A 21335-nucleotide genomic window follows, 5' to 3' on the forward strand; every position below is an offset into this window, starting at 1 on the left:
CGTTCAGGGCTGCGCTCGGGCCCCTGAGCGACCACTGAACAACCTGAAGTACAGCCAGCGGCTCAAGGTCGTCAACGGCATCTGGACATAGGTCAGAGGATTGGGCGTCACAATGATTAGCCCCAGATCCCAGTCCGCCTGGCGCAGGATCTCCCGGGCGACAAAGTCGCTGCTCATCAGCCCGATCGGATTGAGGGCCGAGCGGAACGGCCCGAGAACCAGGCGGCGCAGCCGCAGACCTGAGCCTGGCTTGCCGGCCAGATCCAGGGCCCGCAGGCTGAGCACCTGCCCGAGAAGGCGCTTGCTGATCTCGTAGAGAGGGCTGAGGGCCGGCTGGATCTCCGCTTCCGAGGTGTTGAGCCACACCTCGGGGCGGTGTCGCCCCTGCCGTTCCACCGCGCTGCGCCGCTCGGCAACCTGGGCAAACAGCTCCAGCAGACGCCAGCTGCTCAGGGCATTGACCTCCAGAGAGGTGGCGACTGCGGCACTGTCACGGGCACCGTAGAGATTCACACCATGATTGAGCACGAGCACATCCACGCTCTCCAGCACTGGACTCAGTTCCTCCTCCTGCCCCACCTGCCAGGTGACCTGACGTAAGGGAATCGCCTCGCCGGCCTCGTCCTGGAGCTTCAGCATCGTGGTGCCGTGGGTCAGGGCCACCAGTTCGGCGCCGCGGCAGTGCCAGGCCTTCAGCAGGGCCTTCCCGAGGGCGCCGCTGGCGCCGGTGATGGCCACCGTGGGGCGGCTGCGGAGCGGAAGGTCGGCAGACGGGCCACTCATGGTCTGGCGCGGGGCAGGGATTTCGCGCCAGCATGGATCGCAGCACGATCGGATCCCTTCAAGGCTGATGCCCACCCCCCTGCTGGACGCAGCACTTCTGCCGTTGTTCGCCCCCTACTGCGGCGGACTCGGGCGTCAGTCACTGATCGAGGAGGCACTGCGACAGCTGGCACTGGGGCAATTTCAAGGCAAGCGGCCTCTGCGCGGCGGCGGCACCCATCCCTTCGTGCTCCGCTGGCAGGCGGAGCCTGCCCCTCTGGAACTGGCCCGCTGCACACTCACATTCACTGAGCAATTCAGTCCCGATGGGCAGCCGATCACCTACTCCTTCAACATCCCCACCCATCAGCTGCTGTCGTTGCTGATGGAACGGGAGGGTGAAGTGCTGCCGGCCAATTTCTGGCGCTGGCTGCTGATCGGGCAGGGCACTCCGTCAGGAACCGCCTGAAGCACGATGACTAAATTGACCACCAATCCTCTGGTCAGCGAGGCCATTTCATGCCCACCCCCCTGCTGATCGGCTCCTGTGAACCCTTCAGCGGCAAATCGGCCGTGGTTCTGGGGCTGGCCAGGCAGCTGCTGCACCTGGGGGCGGTCATCCGCTTCGGCAAGCCCCTGGCCACCACCCCCGAACCGGGAGCCACGGGGATCGATGCCGACGTCCGCTTCATTGCCCAAACCCTGCACCTCGACGACGACCATCTGCTGCCATCGCTGGCTGTACTCGATCCGGACAATGCCCGCGACCGGCTGATGCGCGGCGATCTCTCCAGTGATCCGGCCCTGGAGCAGCTGCACCAGACCCTGATCGGATTCGGAGACGGCCTGGCCCTTCTGGAGGCCGCCGGCAGCCTGAGCGAAGGGATGCTGTACGGCCTGAGCCTGCCCCAGCTTGCGGAAGGGCTTGATGCTTCCGTGGTGCTTGTGCATCTCTGGACCGACAGCAGCAGCGTCGATCCGCTGCTGCAGGCCAGGGAGCTGCTCGGCGAGCGCTTGGCCGGCGTTGTGCTGAACGCCGTGTCCCTGGAGGCGGTGGCGCGGGTCCGCGAAGACGTACAACCGGCCCTGGAGCGTCTGGGCATGCCGGTCTACGGGGTGATGCCGCGCAGTCCGCTGCTGCGCAGCGTCACCGTGGAGGAGCTGGGCCGGCGCCTGGAAGCCGACGTGCTCTGCTGCCGCGATCGCCTCGACCTGCTGGTGGAAACACTCTCGATCGGAGCGATGAACGTGAATTCCGCCATGGAATTCTTTCGGCGTCGCCGCAATATGGCCGTGGTGACAGGGGCAGACCGCACCGACATCCAGCTGGCGGCGCTGGAGGCCAGCACCCAGTGCCTCATCTTGACCGGGGCCGGAGATCCCCTGCCGCAGCTGATCAACCGTGCCGAGGAACTGGAGGTGCCTCTGCTCAAGGTAGAGCATGACACCCTCACCACCGTGGAAGTGATCGAGCGGGCGTTCGGACATGTGCGGTTGCATGAGTCCGTCAAGGCCACCTATGCCGTGCGCCTCGTGGAAGAGCACTGCGATTTCAGCCAGCTGTTCGAGCGACTGCAATTGCCAGCGGCGTTGTAGCCGGATCCCGGAACCCTCCGGAACGCTGCTAGTTTCACCCCAACCACTGCGGCGATTAGCACCTGGTGACCCGGTCCCTTGATCTGCCGGCCATGGACCGGATCGACACGCTGGCCCAGGAGCTGGCCATGCTCCAGGACCGCAGCAAGCGGCGTATCGCCATCCTCGGCAGCCGCCATGTGCCTGTGGTCTCGGTGCACCTGGTGGAGGTGGTAGCCCGCTCCCTGGCCCAGGAGGGTCACAACCTCATCACCTCTGGAGCCCAGGGTGTCAACGCCGCCGTGATCCGTAGCGTGCTGGAGGTGGATGCTTCCCGCCTCACGGTGCTGCTGCCCCAGAGTCTCGATCGCCAGCCCGTCGAATCACGCGAGCAACTGGATCGGGTGCTGCACCTGATCGAGAAGCCCGAGCACGATGAGCTGCCCCTGCCGATGGCGAGCAGTCTCTGCAACCAGGACATCATCACCCGCTGCGATCAGCTGATCTGCTACGCCTTCCACGACAGCGAAACCCTGCTGGCCAGCTGCCGGGTCGCCGAGGACATGGGCAAGGTGGTGAGCCTGTTGTTCTTCGACTGAGGAGCTTTCCGGTTCAGCGCGGCAGGATCTGCAGCCGATTGCCCTCGCGGCCCATCACGGTCACCTGTTGGCCCGCCTCAAGAAGCCGCTCCGGCTCGAGGCTCTCAGCTGCCCAGCTCTGACCGTTCCAGCGCACCCGCCCCTGGCCCTGCCGGTCAAAGCCAGTGATCACCTCGGCAGTCTCCTGCCCCGCCTGTTGTGGCAGGGCCCGCCTACGCCGCTGGTGCGACCACCGCCATAGCAGAGTGTATCCAGCTCCGGCCAGAACCGCAGCCAGCAGGCCCTGCAAGGCAGGAGCCAGGGGCACCAGGGCGGTGATGATCGAGAGGAGCAGGGCCACCACGGCCCCCACCAGCCAACCGTCGAATTCGGCGCCGACCAGCTCCAGCAACAGCAGGCCGCCGGCAATGGCAAGCCAGATCAGAGAGGCCAAGGGCGGGTTGTCGCTGCTCTCATCCTGCCTAGGTTGGAGCCACTGCGGCAGCGACTCGATGGAAGCCTTGCTCTCCCTTCCCGCCATGGCCCTGCTGGCGGTCCTCGGGATCAGCAGCGTCAAGATCACCAGCGGCGGCCGCTCGATGCTGGTGGAACGCCTGGGCAAGTACGACCGCCAGCTCACGCCGGGACTCTCCTTCGTGATGCCGATGGTGGAGAAGGTGGTGAGCCACGAATCGCTCAAGGAGCGGGTGCTGGACATCCCGCCGCAGCAGTGCATCACCCGCGACAACGTCTCGATCGAGGTGGATGCGGTGGTGTATTGGCAACTGCTGGAGCATGCCCGCGCCTACTACGGCGTCGACAACCTCCAGGCGGCCATGGTCAACCTGGTGCTGACCCAGATCCGCGCTGAGATGGGCAAGCTCGACCTCGACCAGACCTTCACCACCCGCCAGGAGGTGAACGAGGCGCTGCTCAAGGAACTCGATACCGCCACCGATCCCTGGGGCGTCAAGGTGACCCGGGTCGAGATGCGCGACATCGTGCCCTCCCAGGGGGTGCAGCAGGCGATGGAGAAACAGATGACCGCCGAGCGGGAAAAGCGGGCGGCGATCCTGCGCTCCGAGGGGGAGCGAGAAGCCCAGCTCAACGGCGCCAAGGGCCGCGCCGATGCCCTCGTGCTCGACGCCGAAGCGAAGAAGACGGCGCTGGTGATGGAGGCCGAAGCCCAGGCGAATCAGCAGAAAGTGCTGGCTGCGGCCCGGGCCGCAGCAGCCATGGAACTGGCCCGGGTGATCGAGACCCATCCCGCCGCAGCCGAAAGCCTGCGGCTGCTGCTGGCCAAGGATTGGATGGCCATGGGGCAGGAAATGGCCCGGGCCGAAGGCGGCTCGGTGTTGATGGTGGATCCCCAGAGCCCCGCCTCCCTGCTCGCCGCCCTCAAGGGCCTGCAAGATCACAAGAGCTGATCACCCATGGGGCGGACTCCCGCCCGATCAGCCGGCCAGCACCCCCTGGAGGCCGGCCAGATACAGCAGCGCGGTGCAGAGCAGGCCGCTGATCCAGCAGAGGCTGCGCAGGGGCGGCAGATCGGCGAGGTAGGCGCCGATGTAGAGCAAGCGCGCAGCCGGATGCAGCCAGGCCGCCAGGGCGATCCAGGGGACGGCCGCCTGTACCGACGGGGCGTGGATCAGGCAGAGCAGGCAGGCCGGCGCATGCAGGCCGAAGGCCTCAAAGCTGTTCTGATGGGCCCACTGGGCCCGCTTCCCCCAGGCCGGCAACCGCTCGAACATCGCCCGCGGCGCCGAGAGATCCGCCAGGCTGAAATCGGCCTGGCTGCGGCCGGCGCCCAGGGGAATCAGGCTGGCGATCACCACGGCACCCGCCAGCACCAGCGACCAGGCGAAGGCGGACCCCGGCTCGGCAGCCGAAAGCGGAGGAAGCAGCAGGGCAAGCGCGAAGGGCGGCATCAGTTGAGGGCCTGAGAAACGAAAGCCGTTCTAAGAGCCTGCTGAAAAAGTCCCGAGGTCGCCATGACTTGAGTCTGACCTCTGGGCGCAGCGCCCGTGAACACTGGGCTCGGAGTCAGGCGTTCCCGGGCTGAATGGCCCTTGAAGGGGTTTTTCAGCAGTCTCCTAAGCCTCGACTCCTTTCACCTTCCCAAGGCAGGGCAGACGCCCAGGAGCTTCAGCGCGACTCCGGCGGGCGGGTGGCCCGGGCCTCCCGCATCAACTGCGAGGGCTTGACATGGAACCGCTGCTGAAAATCGACGCTGAACAGGCTGAGCGAGCGATAGCCGCACTGGGTGGCGATCTGAGCCACCGAATCACCAGGCGCAGGATTCTGCAGACAACGGCGCGCCTGATCCAACCGCTGGTTGCGGATCCACTGGGTTGCCGTACATCCCAACCGCTCCTTGAAGGCATATTGCAGAGCGCGCCTGGAGTAATGGCTATACGACTCCAACATCGTGAGATTGAGCGGCTGGGCAAGGTTGAACTTGATGTAGTCGAGCAACTCATCAAACGTATCGCGGCCCTGCCGATCCTTCTGGTTGAGCCGATCCAGAGGGCTGTCCAGAAGCAAGTCCGGCAGCATCATCGCGGCCATCAGCCGGTAGATCCGCTCATCCACCTGCAGGCGTTCAATCAACACCGGACTGGCATCAACCAGCTGATTGACCAGGCTGATCTCCTGGCGAACCAGGGCCTGAAGCGGTGGCCCGTCGCTGTCGGCGGAGAGCTTCCTGCACTGACTCTGCTGCATCAAGTCCTTCCAGGCCGCTGGACAATGCTGGAGCCCTCCCATGACCATGGCCGTCCTCAGGAGTCGTTCCGGCCGCAGGTGACACAGCAGGGCGCTGACCGCTGTGGTGTCGCAGCAATAGGCGGCGCCATTGAGAATCAGGCAGTCATCCGCCTGACAGGACCACTCGTGGGACTCCTGGCGGACCCGTTGCTCCCCTCCATAGCCCAGCACAACGGTGAGTCCATCGTGCTCCTGCGTTTGCAGATGACAGGGGGGAAGGATGCCAGCCACCAGCGCAACGCCACCGAACGACGACTCGAATCCGTAGTGCCACCACGGCACGGAAGCGGAGGCGGCTTCGAGCTGCTGCAGTGGCACCACCGTGCTGATCAACTCGGCACTGCGGGCGATGTCCTCAATCCGCAGCAACCTGGCCTGAAAGGGATTGGTAAGACCGGCGGCCTGGGGGTGCGGCTCGAATGGGTGCGGGATCGAGGTGGCCACGCTAAGGGCTGACCAGCGCAATTCCGCAGGCTGATCGGATGGCAGATCGGCTGATCGCGAGTTGGTTCATCGATGCCACCGCCGTTTTCGACAGTCAGAAAACGCTAATGGATCGAAGCCAAAGGACCGACCGTCCGCTGAACAGCAACTTGCACATCACCAACGATTTTGCATGGTTCTGATAAAAACTGGTGGCAGTGCCGCTGGCCCCTGGATCCTGGCCTCTTTCGCCAGCCGATGCATCACCGATCCAGAGATCTAGGCTGAAGTTGATCAGCGGCTCTCCTTTGCACATGGCGTGCTCCTCCAGCGCGGTGCGCCAAGAATGAGAACCTTCCAGGGCATGACGATCACCCGGGTGGTAGGCATCGGAACCTCGGCCGGGGGCCTGGCGGCCTTGACGGATCTGGTCAGCCAGCTGACGGCCGGCGGACGACAGGCCTATGTGGTGGCTCAGCACCTTGATCCCGACCACCACAGCCACCTGCTCGAGCTGCTGGCCCGGACCAGCCGTTTGCCCGTGGTCCTGGCTCGCGATGGGGCACCGCTGCAGCCCGATGTGATCGCCATCGTTCCGCCCAACCACGACGTCACGGTCGTGGCGAACCGCCTCAGTCTTCAGGCGCCGGCTCCTCGCTACGGTCCAGCCCCCAGCATCGACCTGCTGTTGGCCTCGATCGCCAGGGAGTGGGGTGCCAACGGAGTGGCCGTGGTGCTGTCCGGCACCGGCAGCGATGGCGCCTTCGGGCTGCGCTCGGTCAAGGAAGCGGGCGGACTCACCCTGGCCCAGAGCCCGGCAGAGGCGAAGTTCGGCGCCATGCCGCGGGCAGCCATCACCCTCGGCGGCGCTGTGCTGGTGCTGGAGGCGGGCGCGATCGGGCAGCATCTGGCCGGACTGAACAGCCTCACCCCAGCGGCAGCCGAGGAGGCCCCAGCGCCTGGCTCCGGCCTGCCGGCCACCCCGATCGGCTTGTCCGCGCTGATCGAGCCCTTGCAGCGCGCCACCGGTCTGGATGCGTCCCATTACACCGAGGCGGCGCTGCGCCGCCAGGTGGAACGACGCATGGCGACCCACCAGCTCAGCGACCTGGAGGCCTACATGCCCCTGCTGGAGGGTGACCCTGAAGAGGCCCAGGCACTGGCCCAGACCCTGCTGGCGTCAGGCACCTCCTTCTTTCGCGATCCCCAGGCCTTTTCGGCCCTGAGACGGCTCCTGCTCGATGGCCTCTCCAGGCGCCCGGCACCGCATTTCCTGCGCGTCTGGGTGCCGGGCTGCGCCAGCGGCGAAGAGGCCTATTCGATCGCCATGTTGATCAGTGAGCTGCTCGGCCATCCCCACGATCTGGCTGCCCAGCTGAAGATCTTCGCCACGGATCTCAGTGAGCAGAGCCTGTCGATCGCCCGCCTCGGAGTGTATCCAGATGCCGCAGTGGCTGGGATTCCAGCGGAATTACGCCAGCGCTTCCTGATGGATCGGGGAGCCGAACACGTGATCTGTGAATCATTGCGGACCTGCATGGTCTTCGCCCGCCACGACATGGGCAAGGACCCACCATTTCCGCGGCTCGATCTGATCGCCTGCCGCAACACGCTGATCGATTTCACCGCACCCGTTCAGGAACGGGTGCTGGCCCTGTTCAGTTTTGCCCTGGTGCCCGGAGGACTGTTGTTCCTCGGCCATGCGGACGCCCTCGGAAGCCGCATCAGCGGTTTCCATGTGGCTGATGGGGAACAGAACCTGTACCACCGCTCCGGCGACACGCTCGCGCGCCAGCCCCTGCCGCCTGGTCCTGCCGCGGGCCGGCAGGGGCTCGCTGCAGCTCCGACCCGTTCGATCACCGTGCTGCGAGAGACCATCCCCGAGCAGCACATGGCCCTGCTCGAGGTGCTGATCCGTGCCTTCTGCCAGCCCAGCCTCGTGCTGGATGAACGGCACGATCTGGTGGAAGTGATCGGCGACATCACCCCCTACTGCCGCCTGCCGGAAGGGCGACTCACGACAGCCGCCCAATCGTTTCTCCGGCCCGAACTGCGCAGCGAGGCCAGGGCCCTGTTTCTGCTGACCCCCGCCGTCAACACCACCGCACGCAGTACCGCCGTGCATCTGGAAGACCTCGACCAGTGGGTGCGGCTGGAGCTTCGCTGCCTGACGGTGGATGGCCGTTCCATCCTGCTGCTCAGCTTTGTGCCGCAGGGGGAGAAGGAGGCCGGCCTCACCACAACGGCGCCACCGGGGGAACGGGATGCCGCCTTCGATCGCGAAATCCAGCGCCTTGAGCGTGAACTGCTGAGCAGTCAGGAGACCCTGCAGCGCTCCTTGATGGAACTGGAGCAGGCGAATGCTGATCTGGAGTCCTTTTCCGAGGAGCTGCAGGCCTCGTCCGAGGAGCTGCAGTCGTCCAACGAGGAGCTGGAGGCCTCCAACGAGGAGATGCAGGTCACCAACCAGGAACTGGCGACGCTGAACCAGACGCTGAGCTGCCGCGGCGAACAGCTGGAGCGGCTCAACGCTGATCTGGAAAACATCCAGAGTTCGCTCAGCCAGGGCATGGTGATCGTCGATCGCCAACTCTGTGTCACCCGCTTCACCCCTCTGGCGGTGCGGGTCTTCGCCTTGATGGCCAGCGATCTCGGCAAGCCGTTGCTGCGCATTCCCACCACCCTGCCGCTGCCGCAGCTGCCGGAGGCCCTGGAGGCGGTGCTACAGGGCGAACCGCGGCAAAGCCTCGAGGCCAGCAGTGAAGACGTCTCCTACCTGATTCAGGTGCTGCCCTACCAGGATCTGGAAGGTCGACGCCGCGGCGCCATCGTCACCCTCACCGATGTGTCCGAGCTGATGGAGATGAGCCGGGCGGCGGAGGCGGCCCTCAACGAGTTCTCCAGCCTCACTGATGCCCTCGATGCGGTGGTCTGGAAGTGGAATCAGGGCATGAGCGAGCTTCTCTACGTGAGCCAGCGCATCCACTCCCTGACGGGCTGGTCCCCCGCCGAACTCTGTGAACATCCAGAGCGGTTCGTCAAGGCGATCGTGCCGGATGATCGTGGCCGCGTGGAGGCGGCCCGCGACTGGACCCAGGGTCGCTGGACCGTGCGCTACCGCCTCACCACCCGCTCAGGCCGGCCGCTCTGGGTGGTTGAGGCGGGCCGGGTCGTCAAGGACGGCGACGATCGTTTCGTGGTGGGCACGCTCACCGAGGTGACGCCTGGCCTCGGCCTCGGGGAGCGAGCGGAGGCGGCCTAACAAGGCCTGTAAGCCCTACAAGACCTGAAGCATGGAGTACAGGAAACGGCGGCAAGCGTCGAGATAACTATCGAAGAGGTGCTTGTTTGACGTAATGGTGCAGCCCACGCCAAACAGATGTATCTATCGGCACTTCCGGCGTACTGTGAAACCAAAAGCAGGTGATCCATTCACCGGCTTTCCTACCGGAGGGGCACGTTTCCAACCCGAAAGACCCATGGACTCTGGCTGACTGAAAGAGGGGCGCAAGACCCCGTAACGCCTGATTGTTCATCTTTCCTTCCAATGTCATACTCTCCGTTGCCTCTTGATTCAGGGTCCGATGGACTCACGGAATATTTGTATTTATTGCGACGAGTTCCGCTGCTCACGGCATCAGAGGAACTTCACCTGGCCGCCATCGTGCAGCAATGGCTGAAGGATCCCCAGCCCACGAAAGCTCTGCGTTGCAGTGCGGAGAGAGCCAGAAACCGGATGGTGTCCGCCAATCTCAGGCTGGTAGTGATGATTGCACGCCGATACAGCAGTCGTCTCGATGGCCTTCATCTGGAAATGCTTGATTTGCTGCAGGCCGGCAACCTGGGCTTGATTGAGGCCGTGGAGCGATTTGATCCGAAACGAGGCTATAAGTTTTCTACCTACGCCTTCTGGTGGATTCGCAAAGCGATCGGCAATTGCTTGAGGGAATCGGGCTCTCCCATCCGCATCCCGGTCCCGATGATCACCCTGGTCAGCCGCGCCCATAGGCTGCAGGCCCGCTCCGATCGGAGCCTCACAACCCGCGAGCTGGCTGCTGCGCTTGATGTGGAGGAGGAGCGGCTGGAGGCCTCGCTTCGTGCCGTTCGGCACAGCCGCATGACCTCCCTGCATCAGCCGATTGCCGGCGCAACAGACGATCTCTGCCTCATCGATGCGATTGCCGATGAGCGTGTTCCGGTGCTGGAAGAGGATTACCGGTGGTTGCGGGAACAGGTGGATGCACTGGATCACCGGGAGCGCCGTCTTCTGAGCTTGCGTTATGCCGAACCGGATGGTCGCTCCCTGAGCTCCACCGCAGAGATGATGGGGCTGACCAAAGGTGTGGTTCAGAATCTGGAGCGACAGACCTTTCGGAAGCTGCGCCGTTGTCTGGCGCCGGTTCTTGATCCCTGCACGGCTTGAGCCATGACTGCGCAACTGGGTCCTGCCAATGCTGCCAGGATCATTCAAGTCGATGTCGATCAGCCCTACCGCGCCATCGTCGAGCAGATGGGCCATGGCGTGCTCACCCTCTCCAGTTCCGGTGCGGTGCACTACGCCAATCAGGCTCTGGCAGACCTGATCGGCCATGCCCGTGAGACCCTTTGCGGGCAACCCTTCACCGCGCTGACGCCCTCCAGCCAATGGCCCACGGTGGATCGCCTGCGGCAGGTGTCTCCAGGCCGCACCGAACAGGCCGAGCTGGTGCTGCTGCATCGCAACGGGGAGCCCGTTCTCACCCTGATGAGCAGCAGCGGCCTCCGCAATGGTGACCTCGAGACCCAGTGTCTGGTTGCCACCGATCTGAGCGGCCTGGCTCCAGTACACCTCGATCGGGGCAGTGAGACCTACCGACACCGGCTGTTGACCGAGGCGCTCTCGGCGTTTCTGGTGGAAATCGACGCAGACCGCTGCATCCGCTGGATCACCCCCTCGGTGCGATCCCTGCTCGGCTGGACCTCCCATCAACTGCTGGGTGGCAGCCTCGCTGAACTCCTGCCGGACGTCGATCTCCTGCCGGACTTCAATCCCGCCCAGGCCTTCGCCCTCTGCCCGGATCAGCAGAGTGTGCTGCGCCTTCGGGCCAGCGATGGCACCGACCGATGGATGCGCTGCCTCTGCTGGCCCCTGGCCGGCGAGGGACGTGCCTGCTGTGGCTGGATTCTTGCCTTTCAGGATGGGGCCGCCGCAGAGCGGATCAACGGCGACAGCTCCCATCGACGGGCACCACAGGGGGAGGCCGGCATCGGCAGCGATCGCCTCACAGGCCTGATGAACCGCACGGCTCTCGTGCAACGGTTGAGCCAGCTGGATCATTCCCGCTGGCGCCGCTGCCAGCCCGTGGGGCTGGCCTGCTGGGATCTCGATGCGTTCAGGCTCCTGAACCAGAGCTATGGCCGCGAGGCCGGCGATCAGGTGCTGCGCTCCCTTGCCGATCGCCTGCGCCGGCTGGTGCTGCCCAGCGATCTGATGGCCCGTCTGGGCGGCGATCAGCTGGTAGCGGTCTTCGCCGGCATGGGCAGCCTCGAGGAAGTGGTGCAACTGGCCGAATCGATCCGCAGGGTTCTGGCACTGCCGCTGCCGGTGAGCGGCCACTGGATCCGGCCACGGCTCAGCGTGGGGGTGACCCTCGAGCAGCCGGGCGACTGCCCCGAAGATCTGCTCAGCCGCACCTGCCGAGCCCTGCGCCAGGCCAAGTCCCAGGGCGGGAATCGGGGCTTTCCCGTGGCAGTGCCGCCGCTGCAGGCTGCCCATCCGGATCTGGCCAGCTGCTGCTGAGCCGCCAGACACATACGATTTGCTTCAGGCCTTCACTCTCTGCGCGAATGAGCTCCTACTCCTTCGATGTCGTGTCCGATTTCGATCGCCAGGAGCTGGTGAACGCCATTGATCAGGTGCGCCGCGAGGTGATCCAGCGCTACGACCTCAAGGACTCCGGCACCGAAATCGAGCTGGAGGAGACCAGCCTGGTGATCACCACCGCCAGCGAGATGACCCTGCAGGCGGTGGAAGACGTGCTGCGCCAGAAGGCGACCAAACGGGATCTTTCGCTCAAGATCTTCGATTTCCAGACTCCCGAACCGGCCGGTGGCAACCGGGTGCGGCAAGTGGTGACCCTCCGCAAGGGTCTGAGCCCGGAGCTGGCCAAATCGCTGAGCAAGAAAGTGCGTGACACCATCAAGAAGGTCACTGTGGCGATCCAGGGCGAAAGCCTGCGGATCACCGGCAAGAACAAGGATGACCTGCAGCAGGTGATCGCTCTGCTCAGGAGCGAAGATCTGGAGGTGCCGCTCCAGTTCGAGAACTACCGCTGAACTGAAACCGCTGAACTGAAAACACTGAGCCCAGGCCGCGCCAGGACCCTGAGGCGCCAGCGGCTTTCTTAAGATAATCGTTAGAAACGTCCAGGCGCAGACGGGCCCCATACCTTGAAGGGTCGGAACATTGCGGCACGATGCGCGGACTCGCCCAGCTGCGGAAGTTATGGCTGAGCTGGTTCCTGCTCAGCCATGGCCTGGGCAGCGCCCATGATTTCGTGGATGTGCTCTACCGCATCTATCTGAATCACAGCAAGATCATCCATTTTCGTGATGGATTTCCTGTTTATTCCCTCTCCACCCCGGCACTGTTCAGCCGCCCGGCCCATCACTTCATTGCCCGCACGCTCTACCGCGGCATCCAGAATCGCAACATCCCCAATCTGATGAGTCTGGCCGTCACCGACGGCTGCAACGCTCGCTGCAGCCACTGCAGCTTTTATCAGGGCGTCGAGGAACCCGGCCGCCCGCTGCTGAGCCTTGAGCAGACCCGGGAACTGATCCGTCAGGCCCAGGAGCTGGGCGTTTCGATCATCAACCTGGTGGGCGGTGAACCGCTGCAGCGACCCGATCTGAGCGAGATCATCCGCAGCGTCGACAAGGATCTCTCCACCGTGCTGCTGTTCACCAATGGCTGGCATCTGGCGGAGCAGGCGGTGGCCCTGCGCCGCGCCGGCCTCGACAGCGTCTACGTGAGCCTCGATGCCGCCGATGCGGCTCGCCATGACCAGCGCCGGGGCCTGCCGGGGCTGTTCGTGCGGGCCCTGCAGGGGCTGCGGGCGGCGCGCCGGCAGGGATTGTCGGTGGGCATCTCGGCCACCCTCACCCCGGAGGACTATGCCGCCGGCGAACTGGAGCGGCTGGTGGAGCTGGCCCGCCGGGTCGGTGCCCACGAAGTGCTGGTCTTCGATGCGCTGCCCAGCGGTCGGTTGCAGCACCGCGATGATCTGGTGGATCGCGAGGGCCATGCCGGTGGCGACGACTGGGTGGAGCGGATGATCCGCTCGGCCGATGGCTGGAATGCGGATCCGCGCTATCCCGGCGTGGTGTTTTCGGCTTACATCAGCAGCCACCGCAGTGTGGGCTGCGCCTGCGGCACGAGTTACTTCTATCTATCGCCCTATGGCGATGTGATGTCGTGTGATTTCAACCACGCCATCTTCGGCAATGCCGTGCAGGAACCGCTCTGGCGGGTCTGGCAGCGCCTCAGCGACGATCCAGATTTCCAGCGGGCCAAGTGGGGCGGCTGCAAGGTGAAGGATTCCGGGTTTCGCGCCAAACCCACCGTGCGGGGCGGGGCGGCCACCACTGTTCCATCGATTGCTCCATCACTTGTTCCATCGGTTGCTCCCTCGCCAGATCAGACCGTGTCTGCCGGAAGTGCCGCTGAGCCTTCACCATGGCCCTGACCCCCCTGCTGCTCACTGCCTGTGCGGTGGATCGCAGCCTCACCGGTGCCTCCTTCAGCTTTGTGGCCGCCGTGATCCTGCTCGGCCTGGCGGCGCTTGCCTGGCTGGCACGCTTCCGGGATCGGATACCGAGCCGGCTGGGTCTGATGGCCGTGGGGGTGCTGATCTTCGAGCTGTTCACGGCGCCGATGTGGCACAACGCCCACCTGGACCGCTGGGCCTATCTCTACCAGGATGTCAGCTGGGTTCTGACCTTCGGTTGGAGCGTCTTTTTCCTGCTGGTGGTGGAGATCATCGACCAACTCCGGCCCCGCTGGCGGGCCTGGCGGCGCTTCAGCCTGCAACTGCTGCTGATCACGCTGCTCACCCTGCCCCTGGAAATTCTGGTGGTGCACCTGGGCATCCGCAGCTATGCGCCCGAGGTGCTGGATGCCGTGGTGGGGGGCTTCGTAGCTGGGGTGCCGCTGCAGCTGCTGTTCTACGTGCCCGTGTTCACCTCCCTGGTGCTGTGCTTCTACAAGTACTGGTGCCTGGTGCTGGAAGATCCATTGCTGCTGCCGATGCGGCAGATTCACTGGGGACGCGGCCTGGGCCTGACCCTGGTGGCGGTGCTGCTGTTTGAAGTGATGGTGGAGCCCATGGTCGACAACCGTGGATTTCCGGCCTGGTCGATGCTCTATCGCGACATCAGTGTGTTGATGAGCGGCCTCTGGATCCTGGTGATCGCCATCACCGCCGCCGTTGTGTCGTCTTCCTTTGCGCACCGTCCGATCGCCCAGAGATTCGTGCTGGCGCTGATGGTGGCCACCTCCATCGCCCTGCCGATCGAATACACCCTCTGGAGCCTGGGGATCCGGGTTTATGGAGCCAGCGCCGTGGCGAACTTCTCGGGATTCACGATTCCGCTGCTGGGGGCTCCGATTGAAATCGCCTTTGCGATTCCCTGTTATCTGGCCCTGATCATCTGCTTCGTTCGCTACTGGGACATCGTGATCGACAACCATCTCTGAACGGCTTGATGCATCCATGACCTCCGCCTCTCCACCACCGCCGTCACTGCCGGGCACCCCATCCGAGCGCCCCGCACCCAGGCGGAAAGCCCCATCGCTACAAGCCGTGCTGTGGCTGCTGCTGCTGGGCCTGCCGGTGCTGCTGATCGGCCTGGTGGTGATGACAGGATCCGTGGGCAATGCCGCAGCACTTCTGTTCGTTTCGGTGGTCTGCACGGCCGGAATCGGCGGGGTGTTCTGGCTTGCCCTGGCCCTGCTGATCGGCTGGATGCTGAATTTGATCCTGCCCGGCCCACTGCGGAGGCCCCTGACCTTGCCTGCGACGGGCAGCGACCCGATGGTGACGCGGCTCACCACCTATGCCGGCCGTGCCCGGCAGCAGGGCATGGCACCGGAGCGGATCCGCCGGGATCTGGCCCGTGGCGGTTGGAGTTCGGTGCAGATCGAGGCGGCCCTGGCCGATTCCCGCCCCACCGATTCCCGCCCCGCCGATTCCCACCCAACGGAAGCCCAGCCATGACCGGGGTGATCCGCTCCCCCCTGGCGCTGCGATTGTGGCAATACCAGCGGGAACGTTTTCCCCTGCTGAAGCATGGGCCGCTGATCCTGGTGTTCAGCGGCGCGGCCGTGGGCTACGGCGCCGCCCTGCAGGCCAGGGCCGCGAGTGTTCCGGCGCTGCTGGCGGGATCGGTGGTGGCCCTGCTGCTGTTTCTGCAGATGCGCATTGCCGATGAATTCAAGGACCTGGACGACGACCGCCGCTGGCGGCCCTACCGGGCGGTGCCGCGCGGACTGGTGAGCCTGCGGGAGCTGGCCGGGGTGGGGGTAGTGGCTACGGCCGTGCAGCTGGCCCTGGTGCTGGCGATCGCGCCCACGGCTCTGGGGGCTCTGGCCGTGCTCTGGGGCTACCTGCTGCTGATGTGCGCCGAATTCGGCTGTCGCCGCTGGCTCAAGGCCCACCTGGTGGTCTACGTCTTGAGCCACATGGTGATCGTGCCGCTGCTGGCCCTTCTGCTGATCGGGCTGCAGAGCGGTGCCGTCCAGGGCGGGGCTTTGCCGCCGGTCCCTCTGCTGCTCTATCTGATCACCGCCTATCTGGCCGGACTGGTGATCGAACTCGGTCGCAAGATCCGGGCACCGATCGCCGAAGAGCCGGGGGTCGAGACCTGGAGCGCCCTCTGGGGCCTGCGGCCGGCTCTGACCCTGTGGTGGTGCTGCCTGCTGGCCTCCGGCGGGGCGGCGCTGCTGGCGGCGATGGCTGTCGGCGGTGGCGTGATGGAAATCCAGGCTGGTGCCCTGGTGGCGCTGGTGCTGGTGCCGCTCCTGGTGGTGCTTTGGTTGCGGCTGCGCCGGCTACCGGCCCTGCTTGAAGGTGCCGCTGAGGGGGGCGCCGAACCCCTGGCCCTGGCGACGGCCCTGTGGATCCTGGCCCTCTACCTCAGCCTGGGCTGGCCTGGATGGCTGGTGGGACGGGGTTGAGCATGGAGGTGCATGGCCGCGAGGCCTGGTGGATCCCCCTGGAGCAAGGGCCTGAGGTCACCCCGGAACGGGAGGAGGAGCTGGCAAAACGGCTGGGCGGCAAGGCGGCTGCCCTGCGCCGGCTGGCAGGCCTGGGCCATCCCGTGGGGCCGGCGCTTGTGATCCTGCCGGAGGCCTTCGCCCTGGCCCTGGAACCCGACCACCCCTGCCCCCGCCGCCTGCCCGACTGGCTGGAGGCCGACATGCGCCGGGCCGTGCAGAGTCAGTTGCCCAGCGGAGGTCGGCTGGCGGTGCGGTCTTCTGCGCCTCAGGAAGACGGACGACAGCGCAGCTTTGCGGGGCAATACACCTCCGTGCTGGAGGTGGAGCCAGACGACCTCGCTCGAGCGGTGCTGGCGGTGTGGGCCTCGGCGTTCGAGCCGTCGGTGCGGGCCTACAGCTCGGCAGCAGCCTCCACCCCAGCCCCCTTCACAGCGCCAGCCGTGCTGGTGCAACCGATGCTCCGCCCGCTGGTGGCCGGGGTGGCGTTCAGCGCCGATCCCCTCACCGGCCAGCGGGGCGTGACCGTGATCCAGGCGGTGGCGGGCGTGGCCGCCGATCTGCTGGCGGGAACGGCCGAAGGCGACCTGTACCGCCTCAGCTGGGACGACCGGGTCCTGGAGAGTCGCCCCCTCCAGGCCGGCCGCCCCCTGCTGGACAGGGCCCGTCTGCTGGCGGTGCATCACCTGGTACGCCAGGTCGCCCGCGACTGCGGCACCCCCCAGGACGTGGAATGGGCCCTGGAGGCTCCGGAGCACCCAGGGGGGCCGGAGCGCCTCTGGCTGCTGCAGGCCCGACCGATCACCACCCTCGCGCGGGTCGCCGATCCCGACGGTGTCGTGGCGCTGTGGGACAACAGCAACATCGTGGAGAGCTACAGCGGCGTCACCACCCCGCTCACCTTCTCCTTCGCCCGCAAGGCCTACACGGAGGTCTACACCCAGTTCAGTCTGTTCATGGGGGTGCCCGCCAGCCGCGTGCGCCGGCATCGGCGGGTGTTCGCCACCATGATCGGCTTCCTGGAGGGGCGGATCTACTACAACCTCCACAGCTGGTACCGGGTGTTGTCGCTGCTGCCGGGGTATGGGCTCAATGCCGCCTTCCTCGAGCAGATGCTGGGGGTGCAGCAACCACTGGAGACCCGTCAACGGGAGCGGCTGCGGCTGGAGCCACCGGTCCCTCCCCTGCAGGATCTGCTGCGGCTGGTGAGGGCGAGCGGCTCCCTGCTGGGCAACTACCTCACTCTGGAGCGGCGGCGGCGCAACTTTCTGGCCCGGCTGGATCGGGTGCTGCCCGCTGCCCACGAGGCCACGGCGCTGGCGGAAGCCCGGCCGGATCAGCTGGTGGAGCGCTACCGCGCCATCGAAGCGGAGTTGCTCAACCGCTGGGATGCACCCCTGATCAACGACTTCTACGCCATGGTGCTGCACGGCGTACTGGGCTGCCTGCTGGAACGCTGGGGCCTCGATGCGGGCGGGGGCCTGCGCAATGCCTGGATCAGCGAGATCGGATCGGTGATCAGCAGCGAACCGCCGCGTCGCATCGCCGCGATGGCGGCGCTGGTGGTGGAACTGGACGTGGAGCAGCCTGATCTGGTGGCCCTGCTGCGGCGCGGCTCCCTGCCGGCCATCCGCCGCGCCCTGGCCACCGTGCCCGAGCTGGAGGCAGCATTGAACGATTACCTCGCCGTGTTCGGCGATCGCTGCCTGGAGGAACTCAAGCTCGAGAGCCTCACCCTCCGCGACGATCCCCTGCCGCTGCTGCGCACCCTCGGGGCCGCTGCCGCTTCTGTGGCCGCGATGACGGCGCGAAGCCAACAGGAAACTTCCTCGGGACCGGCCGCTCCACGGGACCAGACTCCGGCTCAAGGCCTGGCCAGAGCTCAGGTTCAGGCCACGGCTCAAGCCACGGAGTCGGCACCTCTGCAGTCCGCACGGGTGCTGCGCGGGCCCCAGCGCTGGCTGCTGTTCGGATTACGTCGTCAGCTGCGGCGGCTGGTGGCGAACCGGGAGAACCTGCGCTTCGAGCGCACCCGCGTGTTCGGCCTGGCCCGTCGGCTGCTGCTGGAGCTGGGCCGTCGCCTGGCCGCCCTCGATCGTCTCAACCGCGCCGAGGATGTGTTCTTCCTGGAGGTGGACGAGGTGATGGCGGTGGTGGAGGGCAATGGCACCACCACAGACCTGCGCGGCCTCGTCGCCCTGCGCCGCGCCGAATGGCAGCGGCACGGCCATCGGCCGCCTCTGCCGCGGCGCTTCGAAACCCGGGGCCTGCCGACGCTCGACCTGCCGCCGCCTCCAGAGCCAGCCTCTCCCCTCAGCGATCGCGGGGATCCGGCCGCAGAACAGGTGGCCGCATCCACCGCTGAATCCATCTGGCAAGGCACGGCCTGTTCCCCCGGGCGCGTTCGGGGCAAGGTGGCACTGGTGAACAATCCGCGGGCCTGGCTGGAGGGGCCGGGGGCCACCGCCAACGAACCGCGCATCCTGGTGGCCGCCTGCACCGATCCGGGCTGGGTGCTGCTCTTCCCCCAGGCCTGCGCCCTGCTGGTGGAGCGGGGCAGCGTGCTCTCCCATGTGGCGATCGTGGCGCGGGAGCTGGGGCTGCCCATGGTCACCGAGCTGGCCGGCCTCAGCTCCCTGCTGCAGAATGACGACTGGCTGGAGATCGATGGCGGCAGCGGACTGGTCCGACGCTGCGCTGGCCCCGAACCCGGCACCTGGTGATGGGGCCAAGGATGTCCCACCTGCTCTATGGCCAGTGCTGGGAGGATGCCGATCGGCTGGTGGAGGCCCTGGCGCCCCTGCAGGGCAGCCGGGTGCTGTCGATCGCCTCCGGCGGCGAGAACAGCCTGGCCCTGCTCGCCGAAGGGGCCAGCCAGGTGGTCGCCATCGACCGCCATCCCGCCCAGATCGCCCTGCTCGCCCTCAAGGCTGCGGCCTACGGCTGCCTGGATCCGAGCGAGCTGCTGGTGTTTCTGGGGGCCTGGGAACAACCTGAGGAGCCAGCGACTGGGGATCTGTCACTCGCGGGCCCGCAGTCTTCTTCTCCAGCCGTGGGCCTGCACCGGCTGGAGCTCTACCGGCGCTGCCGCGAGCGGCTCGATGCCGCCTCCCTCCAGTTCTGGGACCGGCAGCCGCAGCTGATCGCAGCGGGGGTGCTGCAGGCCGGACGGTTTGAGCGCTACCTGGCCCGTTTCCGCCGCTGGATCGTGCCCCGCCTGGCGGATCCCGACGGCTGGCAGGCGCTGCTGGAGGGGCTGAATGCTGAGGAACGCAGCGCCTGGTTCCAGCGCCGCTGGCAGAGCCGCGGCCAGCGGCTGCTGCTCCATCTGGTGTTCTCGCGTCTCCTGCTGGGCGGACTGGGCACCAGCCCGCAGCAGGTGCTCTACGGCAAGGGCTCCCAGAGCCGGCAGCTGGTGGAGCGCCTGCGCCATGCCCTGATCGCCCTGGATCCCGCCGAGAATCCCTACCTGCACTGGATCCTGAGGGGCCGCTTCGGGGCCCATCTGCCCCGGGCCCTGCGGCCTGAGGTGGTGCCGCTGGTGCGCCGCAACCTGGCGGCGCTCCGCCTGCAGACCACCTCTCTGGAGGCGTACCTGGCCTCGACCCACCCGTCCGAGCGCTTCGATCGGTTCAACCTCAGCAACCTCTTCGACTACCAGTCGCCACTTGCCACGGCGGAGCTGTTGGGCGCCCTGCGCCGCCGTTCGGCCCCAGGTGGCCGCCTGGTCTGCTGGAACCGCCACGCCGACCGCGACTGCCGCCTGGCGCCGCCGGCAAGCTGGCAGGACCAGGCGGACCTGGCAGCGGAGCTGCACCGGCGCGACCGGGTCTTCTTCTACAAGCGCCTGGTGGTGGCGGACGCCAGGATGGACTGGAGCCTGGCCGGGGAGGTCTGCGATCAACGCCGCCGTTCTGCCGCTTGATCCAGGCTCGGCTGCAGCGGCCGGCACCCATCCCCTGGCCGGCAGCCCTCTGCTGGCCGGCGATGAGGCCTGGAGGGTGGTGGTGGATGGGCGGGAGCGGGCCCGCTGCACCCTCTGGTGGAACCACACGCCGACCATCGCCGGTGGGCGGCTGGGAACGATCGGCGCCCTGTCTGGCCGTGGTCCGAGCGCTTTCCAACCCACCGGCGGCGATGCTGTCGCCGCCGATCTCTCCACCGATTTCGCAACCGATCTCACCGCCGCCCGCACCCTGCTCGATCACGCCTGCCGGCGCCTGGAGACGCAGGGCTGCACCCAGGTGCTGGCCCCGATGAACGGCAGCAGCTGGCAGCCCTACCGCTGCCGCGAGCCGATGAGTCCGGCAGCTGCAGCACCTGACCCGCTGGCGGGTTTCGCGGGCGAGCCCCTGCCCGGCCCCGAATGGATCGCGCCCCTGAGCCGCTGCGGTTTCCGCGTGCTACAGCGCTACCACTCCTTTCTCTGCAACGACCTCACCCAGCGGCGGCGGCGCGGCAGGCCCACCCGCCTGGAGACCCTGCGGATCTGCAGAGCCTCGGAGCTCGACGCGACGGCCGGGCTGGCCCAGGTCCAGGCTCTGCTGCCCCAGGTCCACGGCCTGCTGCATCGGGCCTTCCAGCGGCAACCCTGGTTTCTGCCGCTGCCCCTGGACACCTTCTGCCGGCTCCAGCTCCAGAGCGGCGGCCTGGCCAGCATCGATCCCCACAGCAGCCTGCTGGCCTTCGCCGGCGAGCAGCTTGTGGGTCTGCTGCTGGCCCATCCCGCCGATGCCAGCGGCACCACCCTGGTGATCCGCACCCTGGCGGTGCTGCCGGGCCGCCCCTGGGCAGGGCTGGGGAGGCTGCTGCTGGAGCAGGCCCACGCCGCGGCCCAGCAGCGGGGCTTCCGGCAGGTGGTGCATGCCCTGATGCTGGAGAACGGAGCCGGGCAGGCCCTGAGCCGGCACTACGCTCGCCCCCTGAGGAGTTACGTGCTGCTGGGCCGCCGCCTCGGCCCCGGCCCGGGGGAGTGA

19 protein-coding genes are annotated in these 21335 nt (G+C 66.6%); 15 read left to right on the forward strand and 4 right to left on the reverse strand.

Annotation, left to right across the window (positions count from 1 at the left end):
* Positions 1-3 precede the first annotated feature (3 nt).
* Positions 4-783, reverse strand: coding sequence for an NAD-dependent epimerase/dehydratase family protein (locus VB777_RS06045; RefSeq protein WP_323247695.1), 780 nt, complete (start codon positions 781-783; stop codon positions 4-6).
* Positions 784-850: 67 nt separating this feature from the next.
* On the opposite strand from VB777_RS06045, the gene ebsA reads away from it, so the two are divergent.
* From ebsA to VB777_RS06060, 3 genes are all read left to right on the forward strand, one after another.
* Complete coding sequence (ebsA, locus tag VB777_RS06050; RefSeq protein WP_323247697.1) at positions 851-1231, forward strand: type IV pilus biogenesis protein EbsA; 381 nt, start codon at positions 851-853, stop codon at positions 1229-1231.
* A gap of 50 nt (positions 1232-1281) precedes the next feature.
* A complete protein-coding gene (locus VB777_RS06055; RefSeq protein WP_323247699.1) occupies positions 1282-2358 on the forward strand; it encodes a phosphotransacetylase family protein in 1077 nt (358 codons plus the stop codon).
* A 65-nt stretch (positions 2359-2423) separates the two neighbouring features.
* Positions 2424-2936, forward strand: a complete 513-nt coding sequence (locus tag VB777_RS06060) for a DNA recombination-mediator protein A (RefSeq protein WP_323247701.1) — start codon at positions 2424-2426, stop codon at positions 2934-2936.
* Positions 2937-2949: 13 nt separating this feature from the next.
* On the opposite strand, the gene VB777_RS06065 is transcribed toward VB777_RS06060, so the two are convergent.
* The gene (locus VB777_RS06065; protein ID WP_323247703.1) at positions 2950-3369 is read right to left on the reverse strand and encodes an NfeD family protein; all 420 of its coding nucleotides are present in this window, start codon (positions 3367-3369) and stop codon (positions 2950-2952) included.
* Positions 3370-3427: 58 nt separating this feature from the next.
* Between VB777_RS06065 and VB777_RS06070 the strand changes: the two genes are divergently transcribed.
* Positions 3428-4342, forward strand: coding sequence for an SPFH domain-containing protein (locus VB777_RS06070; RefSeq protein ID WP_197156390.1), 915 nt, complete (start codon positions 3428-3430; stop codon positions 4340-4342).
* 27 nt (positions 4343-4369) lie between these two features.
* Here VB777_RS06070 and VB777_RS06075 read toward each other — a convergent pair whose 3' ends face one another.
* Both VB777_RS06075 and VB777_RS06080 read right to left on the reverse strand, forming a co-directional pair.
* Positions 4370-4843: an MAPEG family protein gene (locus VB777_RS06075; protein WP_323247705.1), complete on the reverse strand. Its 474-nt coding sequence runs from the start codon at positions 4841-4843 to the stop codon at positions 4370-4372.
* A 217-nt stretch (positions 4844-5060) separates the two neighbouring features.
* Positions 5061-6125, reverse strand: coding sequence for a helix-turn-helix transcriptional regulator (locus VB777_RS06080; RefSeq protein WP_197156394.1), 1065 nt, complete (start codon positions 6123-6125; stop codon positions 5061-5063).
* A gap of 343 nt (positions 6126-6468) precedes the next feature.
* Between VB777_RS06080 and VB777_RS06085 the strand changes: the two genes are divergently transcribed.
* The 11 genes from VB777_RS06085 to VB777_RS06135 all read left to right on the forward strand — a co-directional run bounded on the left by VB777_RS06085 (position 6469) and on the right by VB777_RS06135 (position 21335).
* On the forward strand, positions 6469-9366 hold the full coding sequence (locus tag VB777_RS06085) for a chemotaxis protein CheB (RefSeq protein ID WP_323247708.1): 2898 nt from the start codon (positions 6469-6471) through the stop codon (positions 9364-9366).
* Positions 9367-9870: 504 nt separating this feature from the next.
* Positions 9871-10527, forward strand: a complete 657-nt coding sequence (locus tag VB777_RS06090; protein WP_323247773.1) for a sigma-70 family RNA polymerase sigma factor — start codon at positions 9871-9873, stop codon at positions 10525-10527.
* A gap of 3 nt (positions 10528-10530) precedes the next feature.
* Positions 10531-11883, forward strand: coding sequence for a diguanylate cyclase domain-containing protein (locus VB777_RS06095; RefSeq protein WP_197156405.1), 1353 nt, complete (start codon positions 10531-10533; stop codon positions 11881-11883).
* Between the two features lie 47 nt (positions 11884-11930).
* A complete protein-coding gene (locus VB777_RS06100; protein WP_197156407.1) occupies positions 11931-12419 on the forward strand; it encodes a YajQ family cyclic di-GMP-binding protein in 489 nt (162 codons plus the stop codon).
* A 140-nt stretch (positions 12420-12559) separates the two neighbouring features.
* Positions 12560-13831, forward strand: a complete 1272-nt coding sequence (locus VB777_RS06105; protein ID WP_323247710.1) for a radical SAM protein — start codon at positions 12560-12562, stop codon at positions 13829-13831.
* Positions 13822-14841, forward strand: coding sequence for a hypothetical protein (locus tag VB777_RS06110; RefSeq protein WP_323247712.1), 1020 nt, complete (start codon positions 13822-13824; stop codon positions 14839-14841). The genes VB777_RS06105 and VB777_RS06110 overlap by 10 nt, the downstream gene beginning before the upstream one ends.
* A 16-nt stretch (positions 14842-14857) precedes the next feature.
* A complete protein-coding gene (locus tag VB777_RS06115; RefSeq protein ID WP_323247713.1) occupies positions 14858-15361 on the forward strand; it encodes a hypothetical protein in 504 nt (167 codons plus the stop codon).
* Positions 15358-16320 carry a hypothetical protein gene (locus VB777_RS06120; protein ID WP_323247715.1) on the forward strand — a complete coding sequence of 321 codons (963 nt, stop codon included), beginning with the start codon at positions 15358-15360 and terminating at the stop codon, positions 16318-16320. Before VB777_RS06115 ends, VB777_RS06120 begins: the two co-directional genes overlap by 4 nt.
* A gap of 2 nt (positions 16321-16322) precedes the next feature.
* Entirely contained in the window at positions 16323-19082 is a 2760-nt protein-coding gene (locus VB777_RS06125) for a PEP/pyruvate-binding domain-containing protein (RefSeq protein ID WP_323247717.1), read from the forward strand.
* Positions 19083-19093: 11 nt separating this feature from the next.
* The gene (locus VB777_RS06130) at positions 19094-20284 is read left to right on the forward strand and encodes a DUF3419 family protein (protein ID WP_323247719.1); all 1191 of its coding nucleotides are present in this window, start codon (positions 19094-19096) and stop codon (positions 20282-20284) included.
* Between the two features lie 76 nt (positions 20285-20360).
* Complete coding sequence (locus tag VB777_RS06135) at positions 20361-21335, forward strand: GNAT family N-acetyltransferase (RefSeq protein WP_323247721.1); 975 nt, start codon at positions 20361-20363, stop codon at positions 21333-21335.

This window comes from Synechococcus sp. CCY9202 (genome assembly GCF_034931685.1).
Taxonomy (GTDB): Bacteria; Cyanobacteriota; Cyanobacteriia; order PCC-6307; family Cyanobiaceae; genus CBW1002.

What these genes read in the sequence shown, in the direction of transcription:
- VB777_RS06045 (WP_323247695.1), bottom strand. Translation starts at nt 783, where the DNA reads ATGAGTGGCCCGTCTGCCGACCTTCCGCTCCGCAGCCGCCCCACGGTG.
- ebsA (WP_323247697.1), top strand. Translation starts at nt 851, where the DNA reads ATGCCCACCCCCCTGCTGGACGCAGCACTTCTGCCGTTGTTCGCCCCC.
- VB777_RS06055 (WP_323247699.1), top strand. Translation starts at nt 1,282, where the DNA reads ATGCCCACCCCCCTGCTGATCGGCTCCTGTGAACCCTTCAGCGGCAAA.
- VB777_RS06070 (WP_197156390.1), top strand. Translation starts at nt 3,428, where the DNA reads ATGGAAGCCTTGCTCTCCCTTCCCGCCATGGCCCTGCTGGCGGTCCTC.
- VB777_RS06075 (WP_323247705.1), bottom strand. Translation starts at nt 4,843, where the DNA reads ATGCCGCCCTTCGCGCTTGCCCTGCTGCTTCCTCCGCTTTCGGCTGCC.
- VB777_RS06085 (WP_323247708.1), top strand. Translation starts at nt 6,469, where the DNA reads ATGACGATCACCCGGGTGGTAGGCATCGGAACCTCGGCCGGGGGCCTG.
- VB777_RS06090 (WP_323247773.1), top strand. Translation starts at nt 9,871, where the DNA reads ATGATTGCACGCCGATACAGCAGTCGTCTCGATGGCCTTCATCTGGAA.
- VB777_RS06095 (WP_197156405.1), top strand. Translation starts at nt 10,531, where the DNA reads ATGACTGCGCAACTGGGTCCTGCCAATGCTGCCAGGATCATTCAAGTC.
- VB777_RS06100 (WP_197156407.1), top strand. Translation starts at nt 11,931, where the DNA reads ATGAGCTCCTACTCCTTCGATGTCGTGTCCGATTTCGATCGCCAGGAG.
- VB777_RS06105 (WP_323247710.1), top strand. Translation starts at nt 12,560, where the DNA reads ATGCGCGGACTCGCCCAGCTGCGGAAGTTATGGCTGAGCTGGTTCCTG.
- VB777_RS06110 (WP_323247712.1), top strand. Translation starts at nt 13,822, where the DNA reads ATGGCCCTGACCCCCCTGCTGCTCACTGCCTGTGCGGTGGATCGCAGC.
- VB777_RS06115 (WP_323247713.1), top strand. Translation starts at nt 14,858, where the DNA reads ATGACCTCCGCCTCTCCACCACCGCCGTCACTGCCGGGCACCCCATCC.
- VB777_RS06120 (WP_323247715.1), top strand. Translation starts at nt 15,358, where the DNA reads ATGACCGGGGTGATCCGCTCCCCCCTGGCGCTGCGATTGTGGCAATAC.
- VB777_RS06125 (WP_323247717.1), top strand. Translation starts at nt 16,323, where the DNA reads ATGGAGGTGCATGGCCGCGAGGCCTGGTGGATCCCCCTGGAGCAAGGG.
- VB777_RS06130 (WP_323247719.1), top strand. Translation starts at nt 19,094, where the DNA reads ATGTCCCACCTGCTCTATGGCCAGTGCTGGGAGGATGCCGATCGGCTG.